The sequence below is a fragment of the Pseudomonas sp. RW10S2 genome, from assembly GCF_014268985.1.
GTDB classification, from domain to species: domain Bacteria; phylum Pseudomonadota; class Gammaproteobacteria; order Pseudomonadales; family Pseudomonadaceae; genus Aquipseudomonas; species Aquipseudomonas wayambapalatensis.
Genome location: NZ_JABWRO010000153.1, coordinates 1 through 11,538, shown reverse-complemented (window position 1 = coordinate 11,538; position 11,538 = coordinate 1). Strand labels below are relative to the sequence as shown.

Genomic DNA, 11,538 nt, shown 5'->3' with positions numbered 1-11,538 from the left:
AGTCGGAGCGCCGAACCGCCGCTCCTACAGGAACAGGAACTGTGCCGACTGTTACCTCTGCGACAACAATCCCCTGCGACATTTTGTCTTTTTTTCTTACAACTTCCGCTATATCCTCCCCACCGCAAGCTGAAACGCTTCACTTCTAAATCCCTGCAGCCATTTCCATCGAAGAGCCCGCTCCTCGATGCGCTTGCGTTTTTTTCAATAATCAAAAGACAGCGCTATCTCATGCTCCAACTGCCGAAGAATCCATACCCGGGCCTTGCCCTCACTGCCCTGCTTGGCGGCTTTTCGCCCAGCGTCAGCGCAACCGCAGCCTTCGCCAACGACTCGCCCTGGATGTTCGGCGACTGGGGCGGCGCCCGCACCTCACTCAAGGCCCAGGGCTACGACTTCACCTTCGGCTACACCGGCGAAATGGGCAGCAACCTGCACGGCGGCTTCGATCACGATCGCACTGCGCGCTACAGCGACCAGTTCACCCTCGGTGCGCACCTGGACCTGCAGAAGATCCTGGGCTGGCGAGACAGCGAATTCCAGCTGACGGTAACCGAACGCCACGGCCAGAACATCAGCAATGACCGCATCAACGACCCGCGCGTGGGCGGCTTCACCTCCGCCCAGGAAGTCTGGGGCCGTGGCGAAACCTGGCGCCTGACGCAGATGTGGATCAAGCAGAAATATTTCGATGGCGCACTGGACGTGAAGCTCGGCCGCTTCGGCGAAGGCGAAGACTTCAACAGCTTCCCCTGTGACTTCCAGAACCTGGCGTTCTGCGGCTCGCAGGTGGGTAACTGGGTTGGCGGCATCTGGTACAACTGGCCGGTCAGCCAGTGGGCGCTGCGCGTGCGCTACAACCTCGCCGACGATCTCTATGCCCACGTCGGCGTCTTCGAACAGAACCCCTCGAACCTCGAATCCGGCAATGGCTTCAAGCTCAGCGGCAGTGGCACGCAAGGCGCACTGATGCCGATCGAACTGGTATGGAGCCCACGGGTCAATGGCCTGAAAGGGGAATATCGCGCCGGCTACTACTACAGTAATGCCAAGGCACAGGATGTTTACAAGGACGGCAACGGCCAACCGGCGGCCTTGAGCGGCCAGGCTTACCGCAGCAGCGCCAGCAAGCATGGTTTCTGGCTCGGCGCCCAGCAGCAGGTGACCTCGCGCGCCTCGGACGCCTCACGCGGGCTCAGCCTGTTCGCCAATGCCACGATGCACGACAAGAAGACCAATGCCATCGACAACTATGTTCAGGCCGGTGTGGTGTACAAGGGGCCCTTCGATGCCCGCGCCAAGGACGATATCGGTTTCGCCCTCGCCCGCGTGCACGTCAACCCCGCCTATCGCAAGAACGCGCGCCTGGCCAACCAGGCCAACGCCGTCGTCGACTACGACAACCCCGGCTTCCTGCCCGTCCAGGACACCGAATACAGCGCCGAACTCTACTACGGCATTCACTTGGCCGACTGGCTTACCGTGCGCCCTAACCTGCAGTACATCCGCCATCCGGGCGGGGTGTCGCAGGTCGATGACGCGCTGGTCGGCGGCCTGAAGATCCAGAGCAGTTTCTGAACCCAACCTTGAACGAACGGAGAACATACGATGAGCACTGACGGTGCCAAGAATGGAACCCGCTGGCTACCGCGCCTCGTAGGCGTGCTGCTGTTGCTGATGGGCCTGGCCCTGATCGCAGGCGGCATCAAGCTGAGCCAGCTGGGCGGATCCCTGTACTACCTGATCGGCGGGATCGGCTTTGCCCTCTCGGGCATCCTGCTGATCGCCCTGCGCCGCATCGGCCTTGGCCTGTATGGCGTGGTGCTGCTGGCCAGCACCGCCTGGGCGCTGTGGGAAGTGGGTCTGGACTGGTGGCAACTGGTGCCACGCCTGGCCATCTGGTTCGCCCTTGGCGTGATCCTGCTGCTGCCCTGGGCGCGCCGCCCGCTGCTTGGGCCTGCATCGAAGGTCAACGGCGCCCTGCTGGCCGCCGCGGTGGTCGCTTCCGGCGCAACCGCAGTCGGTAGCCAGTTCACCCATCCCGGGGAAATCTTCGGCGAACTGGGGCGTGACAGCAGCGAGATGGCCAGTGCCGCTCCCTACATGCCGGATGGCGAATGGCAGGCCTACGGGCGTACCGAGCACGGCGACCGCTACTCGCCACTGCGCCAGATCACCCCGCAGAACGCTTATCGCCTGGAAGAAGCCTGGCGTATTCGCACCGGCGACCTGCCGACCGACAACGACCCGGTCGAGCTGACCAACGAGAACACCCCACTCAAGGCCAACGGCATGCTCTATGCCTGCACCGCGCACAGCAAGGTGCTGGCCCTGGACCCAGACACCGGTGCCGAAATCTGGCGCTTCGACCCGCAGGTCAAGAGCCCGGTCAAGACCTTCAAGGGCTTCGCCCACATGACCTGCCGCGGCGTTTCGTACTATGACGAGAACCGCTACGTCAGCCGTGACGGCAGCCCTGCGCCGAAGATCTCCGATGCCGGCCAGGTCGTTGCCCAGGCCTGCCCACGACGCCTCTACCTGCCCACTGCCGATGCCCGCCTGATCGCGATCAATGCCGACAATGGCAAGGTCTGCGAAGGCTTCGCCAACCAGGGTGCGATCGACCTGACCACCGGCATCGGCCCGTTCACCGCCGGCGGCTACTACTCCACTTCGCCAGCGGCGATCACCCGTGATCTGGTGATCATCGGCGGGCATGTCACCGACAACGAGTCGACCAACGAACCGTCCGGCGTGATCCGCGCCTACGACGTGCACGACGGCCGCCTGGTGTGGAACTGGGACAGCAACAACCCCGACGACACCAAGCCCCTGGCGCCGGGCAAGACCTACAGCCGCAACTCGGCGAACATGTGGTCGCTGGCCAGCGTCGATGAAGAGCTGGGCATGATCTACCTGCCGTTGGGCAACCAGACCCCTGACCAATGGGGCGCCGACCGCACCCCAGGCGCCGAGAAGTACAGCGCTGGCGTGGTCGCCCTGGACCTGGCCACCGGCAAGGCACGCTGGAATTACCAGTTCACCCACCACGATCTGTGGGACATGGACGTGGGCAGCCAGCCCACCCTGGTGCACCTGAAGACCGACGATGGCGTGAAACCTGCGGTCATCGTACCGACCAAGCAGGGCAGCCTGTACGTGCTCGACCGTCGTGACGGCACCCCGATCGTGCCGATCCGCGAGATCCCGGTGCCGCAAGGCGCGGTCAAGGGTGACCACACCGCGCCGACCCAGGCCCGCTCCGACCTCAACCTGCTCGGCCCCGAGCTGACCGAGCAGGCCATGTGGGGCGCCACGCCGTTCGACCAGATGCTGTGCCGCATCCAGTTCCGCGAGCTGCGCTACGAAGGCCAGTACACCCCGCCGTCCGAGCAGGGCTCGCTGGTGTATCCAGGCAACGTCGGCGTGTTCAACTGGGGCAGCGTGTCGGTCGATCCGGTGCGTCAGCTGCTGTTCACCTCGCCGAACTACATGGCGTTCGTGTCGAAGATGATTCCGCGCGAGCAAGTGGCCGAAGGCAGCAAGCGCGAAAGCGAGACCAGCGGCGTGCAGCCGAATACCGGCGCTCCGTATGCCGTGACCATGCACCCGTTCATGTCGCCACTGGGCGTGCCGTGCCAGGCACCAGCCTGGGGTTATGTGGCCGCTATCGACCTGTTCACCAACAAGGTGGTGTGGAAGCGCAAGAACGGCACCACTCGTGACAGCACCCCTGTGCCGATCGGCTTGCCGGTGGGTGTACCGAGCATGGGTGGCTCGATCGTCACCGCCGGCGGCGTGGGCTTCCTCAGTGGCACCCTGGACCAGTACCTGCGCGCCTATGACGTGCACAACGGCAAGGAGCTGTGGAGCGCTCGCCTGCCAGCCGGTGGCCAAGCCACGCCGATGACCTACACGGGCAAGGACGGCAAGCAGTATGTGCTGATCGTGGCCGGTGGGCATGGCTCGCTGGGCACCAGGATGGGCGACTACATCATCGCTTACAAACTGGCTGAGTAACCTTCGAAGGCGGCGGTGGCCGCACCGCCGCCTTCGCGGGCAAGCCCGCGAGCGGTCCGGCACCGGCCGGCAAAGATGAAAGCCTCCCCCTCCTGCCTTCGTCTACCATTGAAACCCATCCCTCCCTGCCCCATCTAAGCACCATAGTCATTCACGCAGGTGCCCCATGAGCGACCAGCAGGATTTCCCGGAACACCCCGACGCACACAGCGAAATCGAACACCTCGAGGCCAAGGCCGAGACCAGCCGCGCCCTTGCCCTGCCCGGCCAGCAACTGCCGGACAAGGTCTACGTGATCCCGATTCACAACCGCCCGTTCTTCCCCGCGCAAGTGCTGCCGGTGATTGTCAACGAGGAACCCTGGGCCGAAACCCTCGACCTGGTCGCCAAGACCGATCATCATTCCCTGGCCCTGTTCTTCATGGACACCCCGCCCGAAGACCACCGCCACTTCGACACCAAGGCGTTGCCGGAATACGGCACTCTGGTCAAGGTACACCATGCCAGCCGCGAGAACGGCAAGCTGCAGTTCGTCGCCCAGGGCCTGACCCGCGTACGCATCCGCACCTGGCTCAAGCACCATCGACCACCCTACCTGGTCGAGGTCGAGTACCCGCACCAGCCCGCGCAGCCCACCGACGAGGTCAAGGCCTACGGCATGGCCCTGATCAATGCGATCAAGGAGCTGCTGCCGCTCAATCCGCTGTACAGCGAAGAGCTGAAGAACTACCTCAACCGCTTCAGCCCCAACGACCCCTCGCCCCTCACCGACTTCGCCGCCGCCCTGACCTCCGCCACCGGCAACCAGTTGCAGGAAGTGCTCGACTGCGTCCCCATGCTCAAGCGCATGGAGAAGGTCCTGCCGATGCTGCGCAAGGAAGTCGAGGTCGCGCGTTTGCAGAACGAGATTTCCGCCGAAGTAAACCGGCAGATCGGCGAGCACCAGCGCGAATTCTTCCTCAAGGAACAGCTCAAGGTCATCCAGCAGGAACTGGGGCTGACCAAAGACGACCGCAGTGCCGACCTCGAACAGTTCGAACAGCGCCTGCAAGGCAAGACCCTGCCCGAGCAGGCTAAAAAGCGCATCGACGAGGAAATGGGCAAACTGGCGATCCTGGAAACCGGCTCGCCGGAATACGCCGTCACACGCAACTACCTCGAGTGGGCTACCGCATTGCCGTGGGGGCTGTACGGCCAGGACAAGCTCGATCTCAAGCACGCACGCAAAGTACTCGACCAGCACCACGCCGGGCTCGACGACATCAAGGAACGCATTCTCGAGTTCCTCGCCGTAGGTGCCTGGAAAGGCGAGATCAGCGGCTCGATCGTGCTGCTGGTCGGCCCGCCGGGTGTCGGCAAGACCAGCATCGGCAAATCCATCGCCGAATCCCTGGGGCGTCCCTTCTACCGCTTCAGCGTCGGCGGCATGCGCGACGAAGCCGAGATCAAGGGCCACCGCCGCACCTACATCGGCGCCCAACCCGGCAAGTTGGTGCAGGCGCTGAAGGATGTCGAGGTGATGAACCCGGTGATCATGCTCGACGAGATCGACAAGATGGGCCAGAGCTACCAGGGCGATCCGGCCTCGGCACTCCTGGAAACGCTGGATCCAGAGCAGAACGTCGACTTCCTCGACCACTACCTGGACCTGCGTCTGGACCTGTCGAAGGTGCTGTTCGTCTGCACCGCCAACACTCTGGACTCGATCCCCGGCCCGCTGCTCGACCGCATGGAAGTGATTCGCCTGTCCGGCTACATCACCGAAGAAAAGCTGGCCATCGCCAAGCGCCACCTGTGGCCCAAGCAACTGGACAAGGCCGGCGTTGCCAAGACCAGCCTGAGCATCAGCGACGGCGCCCTGCGCATGGTGATCGAGGGCTATGCCCGTGAAGCCGGGGTCCGCCAGCTGGAGAAACAGCTCGGCAAGCTGGTGCGCAAGTCAGTGGTCAAGTTGCTGGAGAGCCCGGACGCCAAGCTCAAGATCGGCACCAAGGACCTCGAGGCAGCACTGGGCATGCCGGTGTTCCGCAGCGAGCAAGTACTGGCGGGCAAGGGCGTGATCACAGGCCTTGCCTGGACCAGCATGGGCGGCGCCACCCTACCGATCGAGGCCACGCGCATTCATACGCTCAACCGCGGCTTCAAGCTCACCGGCAAGCTGGGTGACGTGATGAAGGAGTCCGCAGAAATCGCCTATAGCTATGTCAGCTCGAACCTCAAGCAGTACGGCGGTGATCCAGGCTTCTTCAACGAAGCTTTCATTCACCTGCACGTGCCCGAGGGCGCCACGCCCAAGGACGGCCCCAGTGCCGGCGTGACCATGGCCAGCGCATTGCTGTCACTGGCGCGGGACCAGGCGCCGAAGAAAGGTGTGGCGATGACTGGCGAGTTGACCCTTACCGGGCAGGTGCTGCCGATTGGCGGAGTGCGCGAGAAGGTGATCGCCGCGCGGCGCCAGAAGATTCACGAGCTGATCCTGCCGGAAGCCAACCGAGGTGATTTCGAAGAACTGCCCGAGTACCTGCGCGAAGGCTTGACCGTCCACTTCGCCAAGCGCTTTGCCGACGTGGCGAAAGTGTTGTTCTGATAAACCCAGGGCCTATCGCGATGCCCCGCGATGGGCCCTCACAGGCCCCACACACTCCAGCGCATCGGTTATCCTCAGGGCCATCGTCCGCCTCAGGAGCCATCATGACCTTCTCCCGCCTGCTGCTCCCCCTGAGCCTCAGCCTGCTCGCCGCCTGCGCCCAGCAATCGCGGCAGACCGTCGAGCTGGATGCCGACAGCGAATGCCCCCAGCGCCTGCACGTCGGCCAGACCCTGTCGCTGTCGCTGGCCAGCAACCCCTCCACCGGGTATCGCTGGAGCATCAAGGATCCGGCCTCGGGCCTGCTGCACAGCCTCGGCCCGGAAGTCTACAACTCGCCCGAGGAAGCTGGCATCGTTGGCAGTGCCGGTGTCGCCACCTGGCGCTTCCAGGCGGTCAGTGCCGGCGAAGGGCACCTGGTGCTGGTCTACCAGCAGCCCTGGGCCCCGGAAGTCCAGCCCGTGGAAACCTTCGATTGCGCCATCCAGGTGAAATGAACGCGCCACACTGGTCAGCCGGCCATGCATCCTCGGCCCGGTTTGGCTAGAATGCCGCCCCTCGACATCACCCGCTGAATCTGGACCCGCCGTGAGCAAAGACCCCGACCGCCTATTCGCCCAGCCCCTGGAGCAAGTGCCCGACTTCGTCTTCAACGAGGACGTGGTGCGCGTGTTCCCGGACATGATCAAGCGTTCGGTACCCGGCTACCCGACCATCGTCGAGAACCTCGGCGTGCTCGCCGCACGCTTCGCCCAGCCACACACCGCCCTGTACGACCTCGGCGCCTCGCTGGGCGCAGTGACCCAGTCGCTGCGCCGCCACGTGCGCCACGATGGCTGCCGGGTGATCGCCGTGGACAACTCCGCGGCCATGGTCGAACGCTGCCGGCAGTACCTCACCGCCCAGGACTCGATGTTCCAGGAACTGCTGCCGGTGCAGGTGCTCGAGGCCGACATCCTCGCCCTGCCCTTCAAGCCTGCCTCGGTGGTGGCAATGAACTTCACCCTGCAGTTCATCGCCCCGGAGCAACGCCTGGCCCTGCTCGCACGCATTCACCAAGCCCTGCTGCCAGGCGGCGCGCTGATCCTGTCCGAGAAACTGCGCTTCGACGACGAACAGGAACAGGCGCTGCTCAACGACCTGCACCTGGACTTCAAGCGCGCCAATGGCTACAGCGACCTGGAAATCGCCCAGAAGCGCAGCGCCATCGAGCACGTGATGAAGCCCGACACCCTGCAAGCCCATCAGGAGCGCCTGCGCGCCGCCGGCTTCTCGAAAGTCGTGCCCTGGTTCCAATGCCTCAATTTCGCCTCGCTGATAGCCCTGCCATGATCGATCTGTCCCCCCTCGTCCGCCGTCTGGCGGGCACGCCGCTGGCTTCCTGGTCCCAAGGGCTGCAAGCACAACTCGACACCAAGCTGGAAAAAGGCCATGGCGACCTCGAGCGCTGGCGCGGCGCGCTGGATGCGCTGCCGGACCTGACGCCCGAGAAAATCGACCTGGTCGACGGCTTGCGCCTGGACAGCGACTGCGATGCCGCCACCCGCGCCCAGGTACACCAGGCGCTGATGGGGCTTTCGCCCTGGCGCAAGGGGCCGTTCGACCTGTTCGGTGTGCACGTGGATACCGAATGGCGCTCGGACTGGAAGTGGTCGCGGGTCGGCCCGCACCTGAACCTCAAGGGCAAACGCGTGCTCGATGTCGGCTGCGGCAACGGCTACTACCAATGGCGCATGCTCGGCGCCGGTGCCGACATGGTGGTCGGTGTCGACCCGAACTGGCTGTTCTTCTGCCAGTTCCAGGCGGTGCAGAAGTACCTGCCGGAGCTGCCCGCCTGGCACCTGCCCTTCGCCCTGGAAGAGCTGCCCGCCAACCTTGAAGGCTTCGACACCGTGTTTTCGATGGGCGTGTTCTATCACCGTCGATCGCCCATCGAGCACCTGCTGGCGCTCAAGGACTGCCTGGTCAAAGGCGGCGAGCTGGTACTCGAGACCCTGGTGGTCGAAGGCGACGAGCAGCACGTGCTGGTGCCAGAAGACCGCTACGCGCAGATGCGCAACGTTTGGTTCCTGCCGTCGGTGCCCGCGCTGGAGCGCTGGCTGCGCCGCGCCGGCTTCAGCGATGTGCGCTGCGTGGATGTCAGCGTCACCAGCGTCGAGGAGCAGCGCAGCACCGACTGGATGCGTTACCAGTCGCTGGCCGACTTCCTCGACCCGAACGACCACAGCAAGACCATCGAAGGCCTCCCGGCCCCCCGCCGCGCCACGCTGCTGGCGCGCAAATAAAAAAGGCGCCCCGAGGGGCGCCCAAGTTCACCGGCGGCGGGGAGCTGTCGCAGCACCAGTGCCTCACCAAGACTATTCCTTGGCCACCTCACGAGCCGTCTCCTGCGCCTGGCGCTCACGCTTGACCAGCACTTCCTGCCGGTCGCCGAACAGCCGCTGCTGTTCCTTGAGAAATGTATCCACGAACCGCTGCGAACGCTCCGCGCCACCCTCGGCGAAAACGCTGGTGCTGCCCACGGCGAGAATCGCCAGCAGCAGGTATTTGGTCAGGTTCATCGTGCTTGCCTCATGATCACCGTTCAGACAGCGCCATCCTAGCGAGGGGCAGCTAACGCCAAGGTGAGGTGGGCATTACAGTCTTGCAATGTGGTCCTGTGGGCTGTGTTTACCCGCGACGGAGCTCGAACAAGCAGCCAGATGACGCCCGCATTACAAATCGGTTATTTGCGCCGACAACGCGTTCTCATGCCGTAACATCCTGCAGCTTGACCCTAAAGCCCCTACAGGCTTGAGAATCGCGCCCTTTCCACCCCACAGAGCCCCCCATGCGCCTATTGATCATCGAGGACGAACCCCGCACCGCCGACTACCTGCAGCAGGGCCTGCGCGAAAACGGCTACGTGGTCGATTGCGCATACACGGGCACCGATGGCCTGCACCTGGCGCGCCAGCACAGCTACGATCTGGTGATCCTCGACGTCAACCTGCCCGAGCTCGATGGCTGGGGCGTGCTGCAGCGCCTGCGTGCCGAATCGTCCACTCGGATCATGATGCTCACCGCGCACGGTCGCCTGGCCGACCGGGTCAAGGGTCTGGACCTGGGCGCCGACGACTATCTGCTCAAACCTTTCGAGTTCCCGGAGCTGCTGGCACGGATCCGCAGCCTGCTGCGGCGCAACGACCAGCACCTGCAACCGAACACCCTGAAAGTCGCCGACCTCGAGCTCGACCCAGGCCGGCATCGCGCCTGGCGTGGCGGCCAGCGCATCGACCTCACCGCCAAGGAGTTCACCCTGCTGCACCTGCTGATGCGCCAGAGCGGCGAAGTGCTCTCTCGTACGCAAATCATCTCGCTGGTGTGGGACATGAATTTCGACTGCGACACCAATGTGGTCGAGGTATCGATCCGCCGCCTGCGGGCCAAGATCGACGACCCCTTCGACAACAAGCTCATACACACCTTGCGCGGCGTGGGCTATGTACTCGAGGCTCGCACGTGAAACGCCGCACCCTGTCGCTGCGCCTGGGGCTTTCGGTCACCCTGATGGGCGCCGCGCTGGTGCTGCTGCTGGCCTGCCTGGCAGTGTTCGCCCTCGACCACGAACTGGACAGCCGCGCCCGTCGCGACCTGGCGCGCAAGATGATGCAAGTCGAGCACAACCTGCGGGTGGACCTGCGCAGCGACGACCTCGGCGCTCGCGCTCATCCCCTGCTCGACCTGGTGATGGGGCACGACAACCTTAGCCTCAATGTGCTGGCAATCAACGGGCGGCATCCGTCGCTGCTGAGCCTGGGCCCGGCGCTCGAAGCACAGGCCTTGCGCCAGCTACCGGCGGGGCAGCAACCAATCTTCACGCAATGGCGCGACAGCGACGGGCGGCAGATCCTCACCGTCACTCAATTGATGCGCCTGCGCGACGACCAGCCGGTGCGGGTGATGATGTCGCTGGACCGCGCCGACGACAATGCGCTGCTCCAGGCCTACCTGAATTCGACCTTGCTGGCGCTGCCGATACTCTTGCTGCTGATCGGCATCGGTGCCTGGAAACTGGTGCAGCGCGGGCTCGACCCCTTGCGCCGGTTCCGCCGCATCGCCGGGCAGATCTGCGCACACGACCTGGCGCACCGCCTGCCGACCAGTGGCCTGCCCCAGGAACTGGCGGAGCTGGCCGGCAGCATCAACATCATGCTCGATCGCCTCGACCAGGGTGTTCGTCAGCTGTCGCAGTTCTCCGACGACCTGGCCCACGAACTGCGCACTCCCATCGGCAACCTGATGGGCAAGGCCCAGGTCACCTTGTCCCGCGAGCGCGACGGCAACCGCTACCGCGAGGCGTTGGAGGACAGCGTCGAGGAGCTCACCCGCCTGAACCGCATCATCAATGACATGTTGTTCCTGGCCCAGGTCAGCCAACCCCAGGCGCTGGCCATGCTCAAGCCGCTGTCCTTGGCCGATGAAACCGCACGGGTGATGGCGCTGTTCGACTTCAGCGCCGAACTGAAAGGTATCGAGCTGCGTGCGCACGGCTGGGGCACGGCACTGGCCGACCGGTTGATGTTCCAGCGGGCGCTGTCGAATCTGCTGAGCAATGCGATTCGCCATAGCCCGCAAGACCAGGTGATCGAACTGGGCATCGAGCGGCGCCAGGACCAGGTGTGGTTATGGGTGCAGAACCAGGGGCCCGGGATCGACGAAGCGCATCTGGCGCATCTGTTCGAGCGTTTCTACCGGGTCGGCTGTGGGCGCTCGCGACAGGAGGGTGGAACCGGGCTGGGGCTGGCGATCGTGAAGTCGATCATGCAATTGCATGGCGGCCGGGTCGAGGTGAGCAGCCAGGCTCAGGGGCCTACGCGGTTTACCCTGGTGTTTCGGGCGGAATGATGAGGGGGTCACACCGGCCCAATCGCGGGACAAGCCCGCTCCCA

Annotated in this window: 9 protein-coding genes; 8 read left to right on the top strand and 1 reads right to left on the bottom strand. The window is 64.4% G+C overall.

Going from position 1 to position 11,538, the window contains the following annotated elements; genetic code table 11:
• Nucleotides 1-231 precede the first annotated feature (231 nt).
• From HU729_RS23385 to cmoB, 6 genes are all read left to right on the top strand, one after another.
• A complete protein-coding gene (locus tag HU729_RS23385; protein ID WP_186711685.1) occupies nucleotides 232-1,578 on the top strand; it encodes a carbohydrate porin in 1,347 nt (448 codons plus the stop codon).
• A 30-nt stretch (nucleotides 1,579-1,608) separates the two neighbouring features.
• Complete coding sequence (locus HU729_RS23380) at nucleotides 1,609-4,020, top strand: glucose/quinate/shikimate family membrane-bound PQQ-dependent dehydrogenase (protein ID WP_186711684.1); 2,412 nt, start codon at nucleotides 1,609-1,611, stop codon at nucleotides 4,018-4,020.
• Nucleotides 4,021-4,186: 166 nt separating this feature from the next.
• Nucleotides 4,187-6,607 carry an endopeptidase La gene (gene lon, locus HU729_RS23375; RefSeq protein ID WP_186711683.1) on the top strand — a complete coding sequence of 807 codons (2,421 nt, stop codon included), beginning with the start codon at nucleotides 4,187-4,189 and terminating at the stop codon, nucleotides 6,605-6,607.
• A 104-nt stretch (nucleotides 6,608-6,711) separates the two neighbouring features.
• Entirely contained in the window at nucleotides 6,712-7,104 is a 393-nt protein-coding gene (locus HU729_RS23370) for a protease inhibitor I42 family protein (RefSeq protein ID WP_186711682.1), read from the top strand.
• Between the two features lie 91 nt (nucleotides 7,105-7,195).
• Nucleotides 7,196-7,939, top strand: a complete 744-nt coding sequence (gene cmoA / locus HU729_RS23365; protein WP_186711681.1) for a carboxy-S-adenosyl-L-methionine synthase CmoA — start codon at nucleotides 7,196-7,198, stop codon at nucleotides 7,937-7,939.
• Complete coding sequence (gene cmoB, locus HU729_RS23360; RefSeq protein ID WP_186668585.1) at nucleotides 7,936-8,892, top strand: tRNA 5-methoxyuridine(34)/uridine 5-oxyacetic acid(34) synthase CmoB; 957 nt, start codon at nucleotides 7,936-7,938, stop codon at nucleotides 8,890-8,892. The genes cmoA and cmoB overlap by 4 nt, the downstream gene beginning before the upstream one ends.
• A gap of 72 nt (nucleotides 8,893-8,964) precedes the next feature.
• Here cmoB and HU729_RS23355 read toward each other — a convergent pair whose 3' ends face one another.
• Entirely contained in the window at nucleotides 8,965-9,168 is a 204-nt protein-coding gene (locus HU729_RS23355) for a hypothetical protein (RefSeq protein ID WP_186668587.1), read from the bottom strand.
• Nucleotides 9,169-9,437: 269 nt separating this feature from the next.
• On the opposite strand from HU729_RS23355, the gene HU729_RS23350 reads away from it, so the two are divergent.
• Both HU729_RS23350 and HU729_RS23345 read left to right on the top strand, forming a co-directional pair.
• Nucleotides 9,438-10,112, top strand: coding sequence for a heavy metal response regulator transcription factor (locus HU729_RS23350; protein ID WP_186711680.1), 675 nt, complete (start codon nucleotides 9,438-9,440; stop codon nucleotides 10,110-10,112).
• The gene (locus tag HU729_RS23345) at nucleotides 10,109-11,494 is read left to right on the top strand and encodes a heavy metal sensor histidine kinase (RefSeq protein ID WP_186711679.1); all 1,386 of its coding nucleotides are present in this window, start codon (nucleotides 10,109-10,111) and stop codon (nucleotides 11,492-11,494) included. Before HU729_RS23350 ends, HU729_RS23345 begins: the two co-directional genes overlap by 4 nt.
• Nucleotides 11,495-11,538: the final 44 nt, after the last annotated feature.

Coding starts and splice junctions, on each gene's coding strand:
- HU729_RS23385 (WP_186711685.1), top strand. CDS start 232: ATGCTCCAACTGCCGAAGAATCCATACCCGGGCCTTGCCCTCACTGCC.
- HU729_RS23380 (WP_186711684.1), top strand. CDS start 1,609: ATGAGCACTGACGGTGCCAAGAATGGAACCCGCTGGCTACCGCGCCTC.
- lon (WP_186711683.1), top strand. CDS start 4,187: ATGAGCGACCAGCAGGATTTCCCGGAACACCCCGACGCACACAGCGAA.
- HU729_RS23370 (WP_186711682.1), top strand. CDS start 6,712: ATGACCTTCTCCCGCCTGCTGCTCCCCCTGAGCCTCAGCCTGCTCGCC.
- cmoB (WP_186668585.1), top strand. CDS start 7,936: ATGATCGATCTGTCCCCCCTCGTCCGCCGTCTGGCGGGCACGCCGCTG.
- HU729_RS23355 (WP_186668587.1), bottom strand. CDS start 9,168: ATGAACCTGACCAAATACCTGCTGCTGGCGATTCTCGCCGTGGGCAGC.
- HU729_RS23350 (WP_186711680.1), top strand. CDS start 9,438: ATGCGCCTATTGATCATCGAGGACGAACCCCGCACCGCCGACTACCTG.